Source organism: Nodularia chucula CCY0103, from assembly GCF_963923915.1.
Classification (GTDB): domain Bacteria; phylum Cyanobacteriota; class Cyanobacteriia; order Cyanobacteriales; family Nostocaceae; genus Nodularia; species Nodularia chucula.
Genome location: NZ_CAWUOL010000014.1, coordinates 49,738 through 70,007 on the forward strand (window position 1 = coordinate 49,738; position 20,270 = coordinate 70,007).

The following is a 20,270-nucleotide window of genomic DNA, read 5'->3' on the forward strand; positions in this document are numbered from 1 at the left end:
TGTATTATAGCGTTTCTCTCTGTAGTCAGGTAAAAAAACACCCCCAACTCCCTACCCCTAAGCGATGAGGGGGCGATGATATACCTTGTATGATGAGGAAACGCTACACATTCATTTGCAAACTGCTGTAAATACAAAATTTATGTTGTGATGAAGCGGTAAAATAAAGTTGTATTATCAGCAACTATGCTGCTATTAAAACCCCAATTTTCATGATTATATCGAAATCCTATGGACGCAATTTTTATTCCGCAGCTCACCAAAGCACTGGAGCGGACAGAGGAAATTCCAGTTAAAGAGTTTCTACCTGGTCTGGAAACTTTGACACCTGTACGCGGACGCTTACGGTTTGAACATCATGGTAATTATTTAGAAGTTTCTGGTCAAGCAGAAACAATTGTTACTTGTACTTGTAACCGTTGTTTGCAACAATATAATCATCGTTTGATGGTGAATACCAAAGAAGTTATCTGGTTGGATGCAACTGCGGATCAAATCCAGGATTTGCCATTAGAAAGGGAAGTTGTGATGGAGGATTTAGTAGAAACTCTATCGCCTGATGGTTATTTTTACCCTAGTGAGTGGTTGTATGAGCAAATGTGTTTAGCATTACCTCAACGCCAACTTTGTAACCTGAATTGTCCCGGTATTTTGGCCGATGATGCTGATGCTTCGGGTGAGCCGGTTGATAGTCGTTGGGCTTCTTTAGAAGCTTTGAAGAAAAAATTACCAGGATAATATCTGGATTTATTTAACCCCTCAGAACGCCAAGAATATTTAGAGTATGGGTAACTGAGAGAAAGAAAACAGAGACACCATTGGGCTATTAACCCAGTCCCCAGTCCCCAGTCCCCAGCTATAAAATGAAGTTTACAGAATGGGCTACTAGAATATTACTAATTTCCCTGATGTTGACCACATTGATGATTGTGTTGTCTCTGGGAAGGATACAAACTAAAATAACCTCTGATGCAGAAGTTGCTGATATTACTCTTGATTGGAGTCAATACCCACAAGCAGAATTACAATCAGCGAATAGCCCAGAGGAAGAAGATTCTGAAGATGTACCTCCTGCTTCAGTCACTACAACGCCAAATTCTGGGAGATACAGAACTACAGAGGCTTTTAACAGGTACTCACCAAATTATGAAATCGCCGGAGTCCACCCCAGCAACTATGGCCAGAGGTATTCTCATGATGTGAATGGTTTACCTGCAAATAATCAAGCAATTATTGTCCTTCATGAAACAGCAAGTTCTGCTGCTAGTGCTGTTAATTTTTTTCAAACACCCCATGAAGATGATAGTGTGCAAGCTAGTTATCACGCTTTAGTTAAGTTAGATGGGACGATTATTTATTTAGTCCCGCCAGATAAACGTGCTTATGGGGCGGCTAATTCGGTGTTTGAGAGTCCCAATGGTACGGAAACTGTGGTTACTAATGCTAATTTAGCATCTTCTGTAAATAATTTTGCCTATCACGTTTCTTTAGAAACACCACCTGACGGAAGGGGAAATAATTTTCTCAAATCTCATAGTGGTTATACAGATTTGCAATACAATTCTCTGGCTTGGTTGATTGCTCAAAGTCAAGTTCCAGATTATCGTATTACTACCCACGCAGATGTAGACCGTTCTGGTCAAAAAGTTGATCCTCTCAGTTTTGATGGGGATAAATTTTTGGGTTTACTGCATAGCTATCGGGAATTAACTCCCGCTTTTCAAGCACAGAATTAATTCCCTACTCTCTACTCCCCTACTCTCTACTCCCCTACTCTCTACTCCCCTACTCTCTGGTAAAGCTATAGATTTGCTGAGTCTCTAGGCGATCGCATATTGTGGAAGGTAGAGTCTCAAAAGCAAAAGTCTGACGGTCTAGTTTAACTTGCAAGTTAGTCAAGGGATCATGACCAGGAGAAATCAGAAATTCTAACTTCTCTATATAAGGTAAAGTTACTAAATGGTCGAGAATTTGGAAAATGGCTTGTAAGTAAGGATGACCATTTTGCTGATACCAATTACTATCAGCCACATTTGCTTGATCAAAACCCAAGTGTACTGTTAAAGATGGTTGAGTAAACAACGCCAAACCTAATGGCCGGGCTTCTTCTTGTAACAATAAATGATTTTCCCTAGATAAAGCACGTATTTTCTCTAACCTTTCATAGCGCTGAGTGACTAATTCTGGGTCATCTTTCCAGTTAATTGCTACAGTCACTAAGTAAGTCTGTAACAACATATGACCTAACTTTTGAGCTTTAGTTGCCAAGTAATAGGAATTGTAATCGTTAGCTTCAATTAACAATGGTAAGCGGTCAACGACTTCCAAGCCATAGCCCTTGAGTCCCGCAATTTTACGCGGATTATTCGTAATTAGGCGAATTTTCTTGATACCCAAATCCATGAGCATTTGCGCGCCCATTCCATAATCACGCAAATCAGCCGGAAATCCTAAGCGCTCGTTAGCTTCCACTGTATCCAGTCCCATATCTTGTAAAGAATAGGCTTTGAGCTTATTGATTAAACCAATTCCCCGCCCTTCTTGACGCAAATAAACCACAACACCTTGACCAGCAGCTTCAATCATTTTTAAGGCTGATGTTAGCTGCATTCGACAGTCGCAACGCAAAGAACCCAAAGCGTCACCGGTTAAACATTCCGAGTGCATCCGCACCATGACTGGCTCATCTTTAAAATTAGCGGGATCACCCTTGACAATGGCAACGTGTTCTGTATTATCCAGCGTATGGCGGTAGGCGTAAATATCAAACTGCCCAAATTGGCTGGGTAACTTTGTGACTACTTCCCGATATACTAGGCGATCGTGCCGTAGGCGATAACTAATTAAATCGGCAATACTAATAATTTTCAGGTTGTGATGGCTAGCATATTCAACTAATTGGGGTAAGCGCGCCATTGAACCATTGGGGTTTTGGATTTCACAAATTACCCCGGCGGGATATAGTCCCGCTAATCGAGATAAATCAACAGCTGCTTCTGTATGTCCGGCGCGTTTGAGTACCCCTCCCGTCTTAGACCGAAGGGGGAAAATATGACCAGGGCGACGTAAATCAGTTGGTTTGGTGGCGGGGTTGAGGGTAACTTGGATGGTGCGGGCGCGGTCTTCGGCGGATATACCTGTACTAACGCCCAATTCAGGGCCAGCATCAATACTGACTGTGAATGCAGTTTGGTTAGTATCGGTGATGTTAGTCACCATTAATGGTAAGTCTAATTCATCCAAGCGATCGCCAGTCATGGCTAAACAAATCAACCCTCTAGCTTCCACAGCCATGAAGTTAATCATATCCGGTGTGGCAAATTGGGCAGCGCAGATTAAATCCCCTTCGTTTTCTCTATTTTCATCATCTACCACCACAATCACACGACCCGCTTTTAAGTCTGCTAAAGCAGCATCAATGGAGTCAAATTTAAAGGCTGGGGTTGAGGAGGTAGCGCTATCAGTTTTTTCCCCTACGGTGGGATTTACACCCGTGCGGGTATCTTTTCCCTTCAGGGAAGTAGATTCAGGCTGTTGTGTAGGCTTAGGCTTTGACACAGAAAAATTCCAGCTACCAAAGGTAAATTTTTTTTACAATTTCTTATTTTAAATTGTAGCTCGTTTATGCGGCAGAGACTTAGACTAAGTGCGGTGGGAATAAAAAAAGTTCAGTGTGCTTATGAAAATTCCAGTTTTTTCTTTTCCCTCTTACCGCCTGGACTCCTGCTTGGTTCGGTCTGGAAAGAAAAATTGCTGATATTTTAAGATTGGTGTTGATATATCCAATTAAAAGTGTAGAATTTTGCCACAACCACAGATGGAGTGAAAAAATTCCATTTGTGGTTAGTAGTGTATTGTGCTTGGCATCTTGTAGCTGATATTTGTAACCAAAAATAGATAAGGATTTGATTATTATGGGTAATTTTAGACGCGTACCAGTGGGAATTGTTGGCGCGTCAGGGTATGGGGGAGTGCAACTAGTCAGATTATTGATGGAGCATCCAGAAATTGAACTAGTTTATTTAGGCGGTGAGAGTAGTGCAGGTAAATCCTTTGGCGACCTCTACCCCCATCTGGCTCATTTAGTTAACTTACCAATAGAAGCGGTAGATGCAGAAGTTATCGCCCATCGTTGTGAAGTAGTATTTCTCTCTCTACCCAATGGTCTGGCTTGCCAAATTGCGCCAATTTTGTGTGAAAAAGGTTGTAAAGTCCTGGATTTGAGTGCAGACTATCGATTCAGTGATTTAACAACTTACAGTAATTGGTATGGTACTCAAAGAAGCGATCGCACCACAGCTGCTACAGCAGTATATGGTTTACCCGAATTATACCGCGATCGCATTGCCGAAGCTCAATTAGTTGGCTGTGCTGGTTGTTACCCCACTGCTAGCCTTCTCGCCCTGTCACCCTTACTCAAACAAGGCTTAATTGTCCCCGAAACCGCCATTATCGATGCCAAATCCGGCACATCCGGCGGCGGAAGGCAAGGTAAAATTAACTTATTACTAGCTGAGGCTGATAACTCATTAGGAGCTTATGGTGTCGGTCGTCACCGCCATACTCCAGAAATTGAGCAGATTTGCAGTGATTTAGCAGGTCACGAAGTTACCATTCAATTTACTCCTCATCTGATCCCAATGGTGCGGGGGATTTTAGCGACAGTATATGCCACACTCCGCGACCCCGGACTAGTGAGAGATGACTTAATTACCATTTATACAGCCTTTTATCGTAACGCCCCTTGGGTGAGAATCTGTGAAAGTGGCGTTTATCCTCAAACCAAGTGGGCGTGTGGGAGTAACTTGTGTTACATCGGTTTAGAAGTTGACCCGCGCACAGGTCGAGTAATAGTCATGTCAGCCATTGACAATCTAATTAAAGGACAGGCGGGTCAAGCCATACAGTGTTTGAACCTCATGATGGGCTGGGATGAAACCTTGGGGTTGCCCAAACTAGGATTTTATCCGTAAGGGTATTGGGGACTGGGGACTGGGGACTGGGTATTGGGGACTAGGAAATTTTCCCACACTCCCCACACTCCCCACACCTCCCACACTCCCCACACCCTACTTAGGCCCTAAACCCACAGTACCAGCATAAACGGCGCGATCGCCTAATTCATCCTCAATGCGGAGCAAGCGATTATATTTTGCTACCCGTTCACTGCGACACAGAGAACCAGTTTTAATTTGACCTGCACGAGTCGCTACAGCTAAATCAGCAATGGTAGTATCTTCAGTTTCACCAGAACGATGGCTAATTACTGAACGGAAACCGTTACGGGTAGCCATATCAATGGTTTCTAAAGTTTCAGTTAGTGAACCAATTTGATTGAGTTTAATCAAAATAGAGTTACCAGCTTTTTGCTGAATCCCCTTTTGCAAGCGAGTAGCATTAGTCACAAACAAATCATCACCAACCAACTGCACACGAGAACCTAACTTTGTGGTCAGCAATTCCCAACTCTGCCAATCTTCCTCATGTAACCCATCTTCAATGGAAACAATAGGATATTGGTCAACCAATTGACCGAGGTAATCAATAAACTCAGCCGGGGTGTGGGGTTTACCATCATAAACATACTGTCCATCTTTGTAAAATTCACTAGCCGCCACATCCAGCGCTAAAGCCACCTCTTCCCCAGGCTTGTAACCAGCTTGTTTAATCGCCGCCACCAATAATTCCAAAGCCACTTGATTAGATTCTAAGTTGGGGGCAAAACCGCCTTCATCCCCCACACCAGTGAGTAAACCCTTGTCATCCAAAACCTTGCTGAGAGTTGCAAATACTTCCGCACCCCAGCGCAAAGCTTCTTTGAAAGAAGGCGCACCCACTGGGACAATCATAAACTCTTGAAAATCCACATTATTAGCAGCGTGTGCGCCACCGTTAATCACATTCATCAACGGCACTGGTAGTAAATTCGCCAAAGGTCCACCCAAGTAGCGATATAGGGGAATATCCAAAGATTCCGCCCCCGCCTTGGCTGCTGCTAGAGACACTGCCAAAATTGCATTTGCACCCAAATTAGATTTATTCCCAGAACCATCCACAGCAATCATTGTCCGGTCTAATAGTTCTTGGTTGAGGGCATCCAAGCCTAATAACTTCGGGGCTAGTGCCTGATTCACGTTTTGTACTGCCTTGAGTACCCCTTTACCCCCATAACGGCTTTTATCCCCATCCCGGAGTTCATGGGCTTCAAAAGTGCCGGTAGATGCACCACTGGGAACCTGTGCGACTCCCACAACACCATTGGCTAAATGTACTTCTGCTTCTACTGTTGGTTTACCACGCGAGTCCAGAATTTCACGGGCAACAATTGCTTCAATGGCAGTATCTAGAATGTTACTCATTTGTACTTTCTCCTTTATGTGAGTAAGTTTCCGCTATTAATCACTACCCAAGTTTGAACAGTCACCTGGAAATAGCTGAATTTTTTGACTTTTCTGGTAGCTGTAAACTACCCCAACCGTTAGCATAGGCTTTCAAGGGACTATGTAGGCTGAGATTAAACAAGTTTTCCATTATTCATTTTTAAGGGGAGTGTGGGAGGTGTGGGAGGTGTGGGAGGTGTGGGAAGTGTGGGAAGTGTGGGGAGTGTGGGGAGTGTGGGAAAATTTCCTAGTCCCCAGTCCCCAATACCCAATACCCAGTCCCCAGTCCCCAAGAAATATTAAAATTAGTAAAGAACTCATCAGGAGGATTTATGCGCTTACTGCACACCATGCTACGGGTCGGGAACTTAGAAGAATCTTTAAAATTTTACTGCGATGTCCTGGGGATGAAATTGTTACGGAAAAAAGACTATCCCGGCGGAGAATTTACCCTAGCTTTTATCGGTTACGGTGATGAAAGTGAGAACAGCGTTATAGAATTAACTTATAACTGGGGAGTAGAAAAATACGACTTGGGTAACGCCTACGGTCATATAGCTCTGGGTGTGGATGATATTTACAGTACCTGTGACGAAATAAAGAAACTCGGCGGTAAAGTGACAAGAGAACCAGGACCAATGAAACACGGTTCCACAGTCATTGCTTTTGTGGAAGACCCAGATGGCTATAAAGTGGAACTAATTCAAATAAAGAATCAAAATTCAGCCCCACAAGAGGAATCAGCAGAACAACTAGTAAGCAAATAACCCTGTTGTAGGACAGGCAATATGCCTGTTCTTTCTAGTAAGTTATATAATCAAATTCCCTATCATCGGCGTGAATCGGCGGTTAATTTTCCACCTCAAGGAAGAGTTTTTAGACTTCTGTTTCCACCGTAGCCCTGAAGTTTCCTGAAAATCCTAAATCTAAAATCCTTAAAAATGCAGCCTACAGATCCCAATAAATTTACTGATACCGCCTGGGAAGCAATTGTTAAATCTCAGGATATAGTCCGTGCATATCAACAACAGCAACTAGATGTTGAACATTTAATTGTTGCTCTTTTACAAGAACCGACGAGTTTAGCTATCCGGATCTTTGCCCGTGCTGAAGTTGATCCCATCCGTTTGCAACAACAATTAGAAGCTTTTACCCAGCGTCAACCAAAGGTTGGTAAAAGTGATCAACTTTATCTCGGTCGTCATTTAGATGTTTTATTAGACCGGGCTGAAGAAATTAAGGTGAGGATGCAAGATGCTTATATTTCAGTGGAACATATTATTTTGGCTTTTGCTGAGGATGAAAGGATTGGCAGGCGGATACTTAAAGGTTTTAATGTGGATAGCGCTCAGTTAGAAGCGAATATTAAAAGTGTGCGCGGTAGCCAAAAGGTTACAGACCAAAATCCAGAATCTCGCTATGAAGCGCTGCAAAAATTTGGTAGGGATTTAACGGAACAAGCAAAAGCTGGGAAATTAGACCCGGTAATTGGTAGGGATGATGAGATTCGCCGGGTGATTCAAGTGTTATCTCGTCGGAGTAAGAATAACCCTGTGCTGATTGGTGAACCGGGAGTTGGTAAAACTGCGATCGCCGAAGCGTTAGCACAGCGTATGGTAAATGGAGATGTGCCGGAATCTCTGAAAAATCGCCAGTTGATTTCTTTAGATATTGGTAGTTTAATCGCTGGGGCGAAATTGCGCGGGGAATTTGAAGAACGCCTGAAAGCAGTTCTCAAGGAAGTCACAGAATCAAACGGTCAAATTGTCCTGTTTATTGATGAACTACATACAGTTGTGGGTGCAGGTTCCAATCAACAAGGGGCGATGGATGCGGGAAATTTACTCAAACCCATGCTGGCGCGGGGGGAATTGCGGTGTATTGGCGCAACAACATTAGATGAATACCGCAAGCACATTGAAAAAGATGCAGCCCTAGAACGCCGTTTCCAGCAAGTATTTGTGGATCAACCCAGTGTGGAAAATACAATTTCCATTCTCCGGGGATTAAAGGAACGCTACGAAGTTCACCACAATGTCAAAATTTCAGATTCGGCTTTAGTGGCCGCTGCTACTTTATCCGCCCGTTATATTGCTGATCGCTTTTTACCAGATAAAGCCATAGACTTGGTAGATGAAGCCGCAGCCCAGTTGAAAATGGAGATTACCTCCAAACCGGCAGAATTAGAAACAATCGATCGCCGTTTGATGCAGCTAGAAATGGAAAAGCTATCTTTGGCGGGAGAAGAAAAGGAAACTGCACCAGCTAGGGAGCGTTTTGAGCGCATTGAGCAAGAAATTTCCACTTTGACGGTGAAACAGCAGGAATTTAATGAACAATGGCAAGGGGAAAAGCGATTATTAGAAGCAATTAGTTCTTTAAAGAAAGAAGAAGATGCTTTGCGGGTGCAAATTGAACAAGCGGAACGGGCTTATGATTTAAATACAGCTGCTCAGTTAAAGTATGGCAAATTGGAAGGTGTGCAACGCGATCGCGAAGCCAAAGAAGCCCAACTGTTAAAAATTCAAAGTCAAGGGACTACATTACTGCGAGAACAGGTAATAGAATCTGATATTGCCGAAATTGTTGCCAAATGGACAGGTATTCCCGTTAATCGCCTCCTAGCATCAGAACGGCAAAAACTCCTGCAACTAGAACATCACTTGCATCAAAGAGTCATCGGACAACAGGAAGCTGTAACCGCCGTATCAGCTGCCATTCGTCGCGCCCGTGCGGGAATGAAAGACCCCGGTCGCCCCATTGGTTCCTTCTTGTTTATGGGACCCACAGGGGTAGGTAAAACTGAATTAGCCCGTGCTTTGGCGCAGTTTCTCTTTGATTCAGAAGATGCTTTAGTCCGTTTGGATATGTCTGAGTATATGGAAAAAAATTCGGTTATGCGAATAGTTGGTTCTCCTCCAGGCTATGTAGATTCTGAAAGAGGAGGACAACTGACTGAGGCTGTTCGCCGCCAGCCTTATTCCGTGGTGTTACTGGATGAAGTCGAAAAAGCACACCCGGATGTATTTAACATCTTTTTACAAATGTTAGATGATGGTCGCATTACTGACGGTCTAGGTCGTACAGCAGACTTTCGTAACACAGTCATAGTCATGACTAGCAATATTGGCAGCGAATATATTTTAGATGTCTCTGGGGATGATACAAAGTATGAAATGATGCAGACAAGGGTAACAGATGCTTTGCGATCGCACTTCCGCCCAGAATTTCTTAACCGCGTTGATGATATCATACTTTTCCATGCTCTCAGCCGTACTGAAATGCGCGATATTATCCGCATTCAATTAAAACGGGTAGAAAAACTGCTACAAGAGCAAAAAATCTCCTTTGACATCTCCGCCGCCGCCTGTGATTACCTCGTAGAGACAGGTTATGATCCCATTTATGGCGCACGTCCTCTAAAAAGGGCAATTCAGCGAGAAGTAGAAAACCCCCTCGCCACCAAATTATTAGAGAATACATTTATCTCTGGAGACACAATTTACATCGACAAACAAGAACAAGGCTTAACCTTTAGTAAAACCAAGCCTCTAAAAGTCACCGTCTCACCCTCTTCCGTCAAAGTTTTAGAATAAAAAAGCTCGTAGTGGGGACTTCAGTCCTCTCTACCACCAACCTACTCAATAATTTCCTCGTATTGATGGCTGTCCTCTGCCGCTAATGCTTGTAATTCTTCCAAGACATTGGGCAAAGTTTTTTCATCTAGCCATTGATGATGTTCTTTAGTATAGTCTCCTTTCCCCGGATGGAAGTATTGCATAAACCGAATAGTATCAGCAACGCCCAGAGACTTGATTAAAGCATCATAGCCTTGTTTGATAATTTCATTTTGAGTTCTCACCATTATATCCAGGGTAGGGAAATCCGAATCACAGTGTGGCGGCAAACAATGCTGAAAATTAGGTGCGATCGCCCACACAAAGCCTTTAAGATTCTAAATGGTATAGCAACCGCCAAGGAGGTTAGGACATACCAAGAGGCAAAGGAGCAGGGGGGGAAAGTTCCTAGTACCCAGTCCCCAGTCCCCAGTCCCCAGCCATATCATACCTTCTACCACAGTCAGGGTTTATCCCTCAACTGGCACACAATCATAATTTCAGTTCTTAACATCAAAACTAACAATCATGCTAGAACAAGGCACAATCAGTATTCATACTGAAAATATTTTCCCAATTATCAAAAAATCACTCTATTCAGACCATCAAATTTTCTTTCGGGAATTGGTATCCAATGCAGTTGATGCCATCCAGAAATTAAATATGGTATCCCGCGCCGGGGAATTTTCTGGAGACATCGGTGAACCAGAAATCACAATCACCATCGACAAAGAGCAAAAGACCCTAGCTATTACTGATAATGGCATTGGGATGACAGCCGAAGAAGTCAAGAAATATATTAATCAAGTAGCTTTTTCCAGTGCGGAAGAATTTATTCACAAATATGAAGGCAAATCAGACCAACCGATAATTGGTCACTTTGGGTTAGGTTTCTACTCCTCCTTTATGGTGGCGCAGAAAGTAGAAATTGATACCCTCTCCTATCAAGAAGGGGCGCAAGCTGTCCACTGGACTTGTGACGGTTCCCCAGCCTTCACCTTAAGTGAGTCTAGCCGCACCACTCGCGGTACTACTATTACTCTTTTTCTCCAAGGAGAAGAGGAAGAATTTTTAGAAGCAGCCAGAATTAAAAATCTGGTGAAGACATACTGCGACTTCATGCCAGTACCCATTAAACTGGAAGGCGAAGTATTAAATCAGCAAAAAGCCGCTTGGCGCGAGTCTGCTAATAACCTGACTCAGGAAGATTACTTAGAATTTTACCGCTACCTTTACCCATTTCAAGAAGAACCATTGTTATGGGTGCATTTAAATACTGATTACCCCTTTATCATCAACGGGATTTTGTACTTCCCCAAAATGCGCCCGGATGTGGATGTGACCAAAGGGCAAATCAAGCTATTCTGCAATCAAGTCTTTGTCAGTGACAACTGTGAAGAAATTATCCCCCAATTTCTCATGCCGATGCGGGGTGTAATTGATAGCACAGATATTCCATTGAATGTGTCTCGCAGTGCATTACAAGGCGATCGCACAGTCCGCAAAATCGGCGATTATATAGCCAAGAAAGTAGGCGATCGCCTTAAAGAATTATACCGTGACAACCGCGAACAATACATCACCGCCTGGAAAGATTTAGGAACATTCGTCAAATTTGGCGTTCTCAACGACGAGAAATTTAAAAAACAAATCCAAGATATCATCGTCTTCCGCAGCACCGCCAAACCCCCAGAAGCAGCCCCCACCCCAGCAGTAGAAGTCCAGACCGCCGAAGGCGACGCATGGGCAGATATTCCCTCCAACACATCCACCCTACCCTACACCACCCTCAAAGAATACCTAGAACGTAACCAAGAACGTCACCAAAACCGCGTATTCTACGCCACCGACGAAACCAGCCAAGCCACATACATAGAACTGCATAAAAGTCAAGGTTTAGAAGTCCTATTTATGGACTCCTTCATTGATACCCACTTCATCAACTTCCTAGAGCGGGAATATTCCGACGTTAAATTTAGCCGTGTAGACTCAGACCTAGACGATACCCTACTAGAGCAAGACAAATCCGGCGAAATCGTTGACCCCAAAACCAACAAAACCAAGAGCGAAACCATCAAAGAACTCTTCGAGAAATCCCTCAACAAACCCAAACTCAACATCCGTACCGAAGCCTTAAAATCAGACGACCCCCAAGGAACACCACCAGCAATGGTACTCCTCCCAGAAATTCTCCGTCGCCTGCGAGACATGAACGCCATGATGCAACAGCAGAACGCAGACTTTCCCGAAGACCATATTTTGTTAGTGAATACCGCCCATCCCCTAATTCAGAACCTTACCAACCTCAACCAAGGTAGTATTATTCAGGATGACGGTCAATCATCCACCAACCCATTGGTAAACATGATTTGTCAACACGTCTATGACCTAGCCCTCATGACTCAAAAAGGATTTGACGCAGAAGGAATGAAATCCTTTGTCGAGCGTTCCAACGAAGTCCTAACCAAACTCACAGAACAAGCAAGCAAATAAGAAGAGGTAGGGGAGCAGGGAGCAGGGGGAAGAGGCGGAGGTGTGGGGAGTGTGGGGATTGTGGGAAGAAAGATTTTTAGTCCCCAGTCCCTAATCCCCAGTCGCTAATCCCCAGTCTCCAAGTCCCCAGTACCCAATACCCAATACCCAGTCCCCAATACCCAATCCCCAATACCCAGTCCCCAGTCCCTCCTCAACCGACTACAATAGAAAGGTTGTATTTAAATAAAAACTTGGAGATAGTTATTATGTCCCGTCGCTGCGACCTAACTGGTAAAACAGCCAACAATGCTTTCGCCATTTCCCACTCACACCGCCGTACCAAACGCCTACAACACGCAAATCTGCAAAACAAGCGTGTATGGTGGGCTGCTGGAAATCGCTGGGTGAAACTGAAACTTTCCACAAAAGCCATCAAAAGCCTAGAAACCAAAGGCCTAGAAGCAATGGCTAAAGAAGCTGGAATCAACCTGAATCAATACTAAAAACTCTCAGTCACAGAACAGGGATTACAGTAACCTCCCCACTGGCGGGAGGTTTTATATTGACACTCCCCACACCCCCCACACCCCCCACACTCCCCACACTCCCCACTCCCCTCAAGATGATAGATTTTTTACTCAAAGTGGGTAATATAAGTTAAATTGCTGGACTGCTGGACTTTGGTAAACGCCAAAGCAATTAAAATCTAGATTCGTGAGTTTTAAGTAACATCACGTAACTAGCAACTTCACCCTCAATGAATTAAATATTTGCGTAAAATCAGTATTTTCCTTCAAAGCTAAAATCTTTATACATGATATAACTGATACAAGCATTGAAGAAATTTTAACGAGGTAGTTACTGAGGAGTTAGTTAAGCAGGGTAGAAATTATTAATTGTGCCTGCCCATTCACTTAACAGGCAAAAATCACTAATGAAAAAACAATTTAATCGTAAAAATCACTTGACAGGAAAGCCGCCATGTCCAAAAAACGCCATCTAGTCAAGATAATTAAGCAGAAAATCCCCGAAATAAGCAAGAATTTTATCTCTGCGATCAAAAAGAAACTGGTTTGGCTACTGCGAACCTTATTTCTCAATAACAAAAGGACAAGTTCTGCTAACGCCGGGTTTGTGTTGCCCACAGTAGCAATGGTATCAGTAGTTGCAGTTCTCTTGACTACTGCAATTCTCTACCGTTCCTATGACCGGGCGCAAAATGCCAGTAACGTCCGTGTGAATCAAGCTGTTTTAGCAGCAGCCTCCCCAGCCATTGATCGGGGTAGAGCCAAATTAAGCAAGCTCTTTGAAGATAGACGCTTACCACGGGCGACACCAACTGATGATGCATTATACGAATTGCTCACAGTCAATGCCTCTGAATATACCCTGGGTGATGAAACACAACTACGACTTACCTATACTGAAGGCGCGATCGACCAACAGTTAGATACTGCTTGGAGGTTTCCTGTTGATACCGACAACAACGGGAAATTTGATAGTTTCACAGTGTATGGGATTTACTTTAGAACTCCCCCTGTGAACAGTAATACTAATCAATATCAGCGTCAGAGAACTCCTTTAGAAGCGAGAACTCCTCCCATGATTCAGGGGAACTTAGATCCTGTGTGTGGTGATGGGACGAGCGCTATTCTGGTAGGTAATACAGGTTGGATTCAACAAAACAACGAGTTAAGAAAATCCTTCTTTATCTATACAGCTACAGCACCAATTACAAATAACCCACAAACAGATCCTTCAATTCCCGCAGCTGAAAGAAACAACTACGAGCAGTACCAAGGTAACAAGTCTATAGCTGCTCTAGAGTATCAGCAAGACAGACTGCAAATCCCACCCAACAACAACGCTGTTGTTTATGAAGATGACATCATACTTTCTCCTGGGCCTACTTTTAACCTAAATGGGGCAATCTTCACTAACAGCAACTTTCTGGCTACTGGGCAGAATGGTGGACAGATAACAATGCACCAAGTTAGTGCTAACAGTTCTTGTTACTACGAAGCTAGAAATGCCAAAATCTTTGTTGGTGGTAACTTAGCAATGGGTAACACTGGAGCTAATAGCAATATCACAGCTACAAGACCCAGAGTTCATTTATACAATGGCAAAACTGCTCCTGTTATCACTCAGGGTTTTGAAAACTCAGCTACCGAAAATCCTGGACAGATAGCCTATAATAACCTCGCCTATGAAGACCGCATTGAAAGACTAGTCGCCGCTCAAATGGCTAACGGTGCAAATAGTGACCCATCTGAGGTGAGACAAGGGATTGAAAAGCGGCGGCAAGATTTAGGTTTAGCAAGTTTTACCCCAGAAGAATTAGCTGATATTCGTGAGGAACAACTAGCACTTTACTTTAAGAGACGTACTCGCCGTGTACCTTACAGAGAAGTTGCTTTTAATGGCAATGATCCTTCTCCCAGTCCACTGCTTCAGGGTACAGGTGAAAGTTTGCGTCCCAATGATAGATGGATTTATCCCACTAATCCTAACAACGGTATCAATGGCGGTGGATTTACTGGGTTAACACTCAGGGTTAATGCTCAATCTATGGAACCCAAAGCCTCAGCCCCAGATGAAATCAGGAGAAATGGGGGGAGAGAAGCGGAACTAGGTGACAGGGTGATAGTAGGTAATAATTTACCTGAACTCTGGTGGGATAACAACAGAAATAGGTTTGTTGGACCTGGTTTTGAAGATACTCAAGCACTGAGTAATATTAGATGGAACCAGCCAGCCGATACAACTGAAGGCCGCTTCCGACGGACTACAGTGCAAACATTAGCTGATGTAGGTTCTACAGCACGAGATGGAGTATGGGAATTAGACGCAGCTAGAGTCCCAGCAGACCCCACAGAACCTGTTGGTGGTTTGCGAGTGGTTACTGGTGCTGGGATTTATTTAGAGGAAATTGGGAGACCTTCTCGTTTTTCTGGCATGGTAACAACAGTTTGGCCAGATACAAATCCAGCCCGACAAGCCCCACTACCTCCAGGATTAGAGGGTAGAGATCCTCCTGATCCAGCCACTCCTGGTAGACTGACTCAGCTTGGCAGAATTAGACCCTATTGGATGTATGCCGGTCTGATTAACACCCGAGAGAGAGACCCTTCACGCATTAGCTATGCATGGCGTGAAATGTTCGATGATCTCAGCACGGCTGGTATAGATGAACAAGTCGAAACCCCATTTTTGCAAATGCGGGCTACGGCAGTGTATCACTACAAATCGGCTGGGTACAATCAACAAAATCCCCGTCCCATAGCTTGTGTGAGTAGTTTTTATGTTCCCACTAACGCCACTACAGCTCTCAATAGGAACGGCTTACCCGGTACGGAAGCGGAACCTAACAATCCTGACCGTCTATCCAACAACGGTATAGTCTATCCGCCACCTCCCACACTGGAAGCAGCCCCCAGTGTTTATCGAGACTTACTAGAGTATGAGTCTCGACTTACTTATCCACTAGAACCAGGACAGACCGTAAGGCGTCCAATTGATGATGGGTTATTAGCAAGAGCTTTAGCAAAAGCCCCAGCCAATCGGACTCTTTCCGAGCAGTCTGCTATTGATGCTCAAATGTGCGCCGCGCAAATTAGATACAATAGCAGTTTTACACCTGTCACGAATAATCCCCCTATTCCTCATGGTGCTATCAGAGAAGTAACTTTCTTAGCTCCTAGAGAAGTTAAACAGAATAGTCTCAATGGTAATACTGTTTATGATCTGCCTATTAAGGACAGACAACCAATTGAAACTAGAGCTACAGTTCTAGACTTACAGCTACTTCGGACTACAACCATTGGTCCAGGACCTGCCGCTACTCAAGAATACTTACTACCCAATAGCGGTTTGATCTATGCTACTCGTGATGACGCATTGCGCGATCGCAGTGATCCCACTAGTCGAGAAAAAAGCGCTTTAGACTACATACTCGACCCCACTCGTCGTCCTAACGCTATTTTGCTAGTCAATGGTGAAAGGCTGTGGCGGCAACAAGATTACCGAGATGCGGAAAAAGGGTTCATCTTGGCAACAAACTTGCCCACATATATTAAAGGCGAGTTTAATATACATCGCAACAACAACGGTCTTCAACAAGAGTTCACGGAAGCACTCGACACTGCTAATAATTGGAATAATTTCTACAGTCGCAGCACACTAAATCCTAACTTTGCTTGTCGTCGAAATGACCCCAGACTCCCCCTTTGTACTGTGGGTGATGAATGGCGACCTGCAACTGTGTTAGCGGATGTTGTCACTTTAGTTTCTGGAAGTTATCGAGAAGGATTCCGCAACGAAGGTGATTATGATTGGAGTGATCTATATAATTATCCCGATTTTGCCGCTTTTCCTCGAGATGCAGGCGGTAACACCAGCCCCATACTCACAGACCAATTTTCACGATTTAATAACTACGCCACACATGAGTGGCTTGAGCCAATAGTACCTCAGCCAATAGTACCTCCAACATTTCGACGCAGAAGTTGGGTTGACCCAGCAACAGGAAGACCAAGAGGCGGTAACGACTTCAGTTCTTACTTAAGTAACTTTGTCACACCCGTTGATCTCAGGATTAAACGAGCGCCCTATTTAACAGAGGCTTGCTTTCCAGACAATGCACCCACTGGCGTAACTCCACAAGCATATTGCAACGATCCTTTTAACTGGCAGATACAAACTAGAGGAGCTGATGCGTGTACTGGTAGTCCCGTTGGCAATACTACAGCGTATATACATGGTAGTCTGATCGATTCTAGTAATAGGGTTCTAACTGGTTTTGCCCATCAAGACAACGAAGAATGGCGTGAACCATTGCGTGAAGAATTGCTTGCACAAAATCTACCTACTCCTGGTTATGTGATTCCCGCCAGCTGCTTGTCAGAACAAACCAATGTTCTGAGAAGGATAGCTTTTTTACGCAATGCTAGTGATGGTAGCTTAGTACTTCAAAATGGTCGTCTGCAAGTCTTGGCTCATTCTGGTTCAGGGACTGCTACTGGACCAATTCGGATATTCGACTTTGGCTACGAAACCAGTGCTGTTGGTAATGCTCCCTTGCAACTAGTTGATAAGTCATGATTAAATTCAAACCAAAACTAACAACTTCATCCGCCGGTGATTCTGGTTTTACGATTGTTGAATCACTCTTAGGCATAGTTGTAGTTGCCATTTTATTGGCTGGAATCTCTCCTATTTTAGTAATGTCTACAGGTACGCGGGTTCAGTCTCGAAGGATAGAAAAAGCCGCTCAAGTCACAAATACATTCATTGATGGTTTGAAAGCTGGCTTAATTCCAATACCGGGTGAAGCTAATGCGGCCAACAGAATTTCCATAGCCACAGCTACCGCCGGTCAACCTAGACAGTTGCAAGACAATCTAGTTACTCCCGCAAATATGCCAGTACCAACAAATGCCACTAATTTGTATCTGGTAAAAGCAGATGGTAGCGTTTGTCATCCGGCTGATCCTGCTCCTGTTGCTCCTCCTTGTACTTCCGAAAGCCCCTTTGAGGAGTTTTATATTCAAGCCCGACAAATTGTAGTGCAAGGAAATGAAGGTACAGCAAATGCGGGTTATCGGCTAGTGATGCGGGTTTATCGCGGAGATGTGGATTTTACTAGACCTTTGTTAGCTAGTAATAATACTCAGAACAATACAGCATCTGGCGTAACTGAAGGACTGCGGACTAGACAAGCGCCATTGATTGAAAGGGCTGCGGATATTGGCAACATCAACACTACCTTTCTGGATTTATGTCAGCGTCTGGGGATAGCACGTGATGCTAATAACAATACTCAAGACTGTCAATAGTTAACGAAAAAATAGGTTTGTAGTGAGGGATTTATCCCTCCTACATTTTTTAGGATTAAAGTCCTAACTACTAACTAAATAGGGAGACGTTCATAATTATGAAGATGTTGAAGTTTCTAATGAAGAGCCAAATAAAAAGCTCTCAAGTTACCCAAAAACAAGGTGGTTTTACTCTCATTGAATTATTAGTGGCGGCGGTAATTGCATCTTTAATCATCACACCATTATTAGGCTTTATGGTGAATGTGGTGAATAGGGATAGCCGCGAGCAAGCTAAATCTAATTCTGAGCAAGAAATTCAAACTGCACTCAATTATATTTCTCGTGATTTAAGACAAGCAATTTATGTCTATGATTCTGCTGGGGTTAATGAGATACGGACTCAATTACCTTATGCAAACGATAACACAAAGTTACCAGTCCTAGTTTTTTGGAAACGAGATTTAGTTCGTGACGTAGTACCAACAGCAACAAATAATAGTCGAGATGATGCTTTTGTGTACTCTCTGGTGGCGTACTATTTAATTAAAGATAATAATAATGTTTGGTCAAGAGCATCTCGCATTGGGAGATGGAGCATTAGAGATGGTGTCGCCGCTAGAAGTGGTGGTGTGTCTTGTCCAGGATATGATGCGAATGTCCTGTATGTTGCTCTTAATCATTGTCCCGATCCTGGTTTTGCTTCTTTTACAGAACAGTTAGAAGAGGTGGGAACCTTGGAGCAGGCGATGAACAGATGGGTAAAACATCCTACACCCTATACCAATCCACTAACAGTTTTAACCGACTATATTGATCAGACTCCAAATCCTGTAGGAGCAGCTGCAACTTGTCCGGCTGGGTTTGATAATGCTCCAGTTACACCAGGGAATATGACAGGGTTTTATGCTTGTGTGGATGTGGAAAGTGTCACTGCACAGGTATTTATCCGGGGTAATGCTATGGCTCGTATCCGAGACAATAATATTGACTATGTTGCCGCTAATAGAACTTATTTTCCCACAAGCAGTGTGAGGATTCAAGGGCGCGGCTTCCTGTTTAGATAATTTTTTGAGATTAAAGAGGTAAGCTATGTCTACTAATTACAAAAGAGAAAAGTTGCATCTTAATTTATTGCATTTGGCTGGTAAAAATATCAAAATATCTCAGGAGAATCAGCAAGATGCTGGTTTTACGATGATAGAAATGATCGCTGTGGCAATTATGATTGCTGTTTTAGCGGCTATTTCGGCTCCGGGATGGCTGGGTTTTATCAACCGCCAACGGGTAAATAAGGCTAATGGTGCGATTTTGTCGGCTTTACAGCAAGCACACCGAGAAGCTGTACGCAATAAAGCTGATTACAGTGTTAGTTTTAGAAATCGGACTGTCAACAACCAAATAATTACCGAATTTTCAGTTAATCGAGGTGCAACTCCAAATAATTGGCAGAATTTAACAGCAGATTTAGGACTTCAACCTGGAAAAATTGCTCTTTTAACTAATATGAATGGTAATAATACGAATGGAGCTTTAAATCCGAGTTACGATTTTTTAACCAATAATCCTCAAACTATTACCTTTGACTATTTAGGAAGTTTACCAAATGCTGAATTTGGTGCAGAAGATGGAGATGGAGAAACACCTGGGTTGAAAATTGCTGTAGTTATCCCAAATAATGGAAATGCGGCATCACCTGGTGATATGAAGCGATGTGTAATTGTCAAGACTCTTTTAGGTTCTATGACTACCGAGAGTGATGCTCAATGTAATTAATTGAACTGGTGCTATAACAACATCAAAATCAGATAATAAGTATATATAAGGTTTGTTGAAAAACTCCACCCCCAACCCCTCCCCGCAGGTGAGGAGGGGAGTATGAGATAATTCATCTGTTGAGAAATTGCGCTATAAAGCTGCTGATAAAAACTTAACGGGTGACAAGGTGGCTCAAGATGAGATGTGGCAATAATTTGAGAAAA

At 43.4% G+C, this 20,270-nt stretch carries 14 protein-coding genes; 11 read left to right on the forward strand and 3 right to left on the reverse strand.

The genetic code is table 11. From position 1 onward, the window contains the following. Window positions 1-231 precede the first annotated feature (231 nt). Entirely contained in the window at window positions 232-738 is a 507-nt protein-coding gene (locus tag ACM0OP_RS06670) for a YceD family protein (RefSeq protein WP_414527614.1), read from the forward strand. Window positions 739-863: 125 nt separating this feature from the next. Next, on the forward strand, window positions 864-1,736 hold the full coding sequence (locus ACM0OP_RS06675; RefSeq protein WP_414527615.1) for a peptidoglycan recognition protein family protein: 873 nt from the start codon (window positions 864-866) through the stop codon (window positions 1,734-1,736). Between the two features lie 49 nt (window positions 1,737-1,785). Here ACM0OP_RS06675 and ribBA read toward each other — a convergent pair whose 3' ends face one another. Further along, on the reverse strand, window positions 1,786-3,558 hold the full coding sequence (gene ribBA, locus ACM0OP_RS06680; protein WP_414527616.1) for a bifunctional 3,4-dihydroxy-2-butanone-4-phosphate synthase/GTP cyclohydrolase II: 1,773 nt from the start codon (window positions 3,556-3,558) through the stop codon (window positions 1,786-1,788). 356 nt (window positions 3,559-3,914) lie between these two features. On the opposite strand from ribBA, the gene argC reads away from it, so the two are divergent. Next, window positions 3,915-4,973, forward strand: a complete 1,059-nt coding sequence (gene argC / locus ACM0OP_RS06685) for an N-acetyl-gamma-glutamyl-phosphate reductase (RefSeq protein WP_414527617.1) — start codon at window positions 3,915-3,917, stop codon at window positions 4,971-4,973. Window positions 4,974-5,069: 96 nt separating this feature from the next. Here the strand turns inward: argC and eno are convergent, their stop codons facing one another. Next, entirely contained in the window at window positions 5,070-6,359 is a 1,290-nt protein-coding gene (gene eno / locus ACM0OP_RS06690; protein WP_414527618.1) for a phosphopyruvate hydratase, read from the reverse strand. 353 nt (window positions 6,360-6,712) lie between these two features. Here eno and gloA point away from each other — a divergent pair, with 353 nt between their 5' ends. After that, entirely contained in the window at window positions 6,713-7,147 is a 435-nt protein-coding gene (gene gloA / locus ACM0OP_RS06695) for a lactoylglutathione lyase (RefSeq protein ID WP_414527619.1), read from the forward strand. A gap of 174 nt (window positions 7,148-7,321) precedes the next feature. After that, window positions 7,322-9,976: an ATP-dependent chaperone ClpB gene (gene clpB, locus ACM0OP_RS06700; protein ID WP_414527620.1), complete on the forward strand. Its 2,655-nt coding sequence runs from the start codon at window positions 7,322-7,324 to the stop codon at window positions 9,974-9,976. A gap of 41 nt (window positions 9,977-10,017) precedes the next feature. On the opposite strand, the gene ACM0OP_RS06705 is transcribed toward clpB, so the two are convergent. Then, entirely contained in the window at window positions 10,018-10,245 is a 228-nt protein-coding gene (locus ACM0OP_RS06705; RefSeq protein ID WP_414527621.1) for a hypothetical protein, read from the reverse strand. Window positions 10,246-10,525: 280 nt separating this feature from the next. Here ACM0OP_RS06705 and htpG point away from each other — a divergent pair, with 280 nt between their 5' ends. The 6 genes from htpG (at window position 10,526) to ACM0OP_RS06735 (ending at window position 20,064) form a co-directional block, all read left to right on the forward strand. Further along, window positions 10,526-12,490 carry a molecular chaperone HtpG gene (gene htpG, locus ACM0OP_RS06710; RefSeq protein ID WP_414527622.1) on the forward strand — a complete coding sequence of 655 codons (1,965 nt, stop codon included), beginning with the start codon at window positions 10,526-10,528 and terminating at the stop codon, window positions 12,488-12,490. Window positions 12,491-12,738: 248 nt separating this feature from the next. Then, window positions 12,739-12,975 (forward strand): 50S ribosomal protein L28, encoded by a 237-nt coding sequence (gene rpmB / locus ACM0OP_RS06715; RefSeq protein WP_414527623.1) that lies wholly within the window; start codon window positions 12,739-12,741, stop codon window positions 12,973-12,975. A 478-nt stretch (window positions 12,976-13,453) separates the two neighbouring features. After that, entirely contained in the window at window positions 13,454-17,575 is a 4,122-nt protein-coding gene (gene hpsA, locus ACM0OP_RS06720) for a hormogonium polysaccharide biosynthesis protein HpsA (protein WP_414527624.1), read from the forward strand. Continuing rightward, window positions 17,572-18,309, forward strand: a complete 738-nt coding sequence (gene hpsB, locus ACM0OP_RS06725) for a hormogonium polysaccharide secretion pseudopilin HpsB (RefSeq protein WP_414527625.1) — start codon at window positions 17,572-17,574, stop codon at window positions 18,307-18,309. Before hpsA ends, hpsB begins: the two co-directional genes overlap by 4 nt. 104 nt (window positions 18,310-18,413) lie before the next feature. Beyond that, on the forward strand, window positions 18,414-19,355 hold the full coding sequence (hpsC, locus tag ACM0OP_RS06730) for a hormogonium polysaccharide secretion pseudopilin HpsC (protein WP_414527626.1): 942 nt from the start codon (window positions 18,414-18,416) through the stop codon (window positions 19,353-19,355). 25 nt (window positions 19,356-19,380) lie between these two features. Continuing rightward, window positions 19,381-20,064, forward strand: coding sequence for a pilus assembly FimT family protein (locus ACM0OP_RS06735; protein ID WP_414527627.1), 684 nt, complete (start codon window positions 19,381-19,383; stop codon window positions 20,062-20,064). Window positions 20,065-20,270 lie beyond the last annotated feature (206 nt).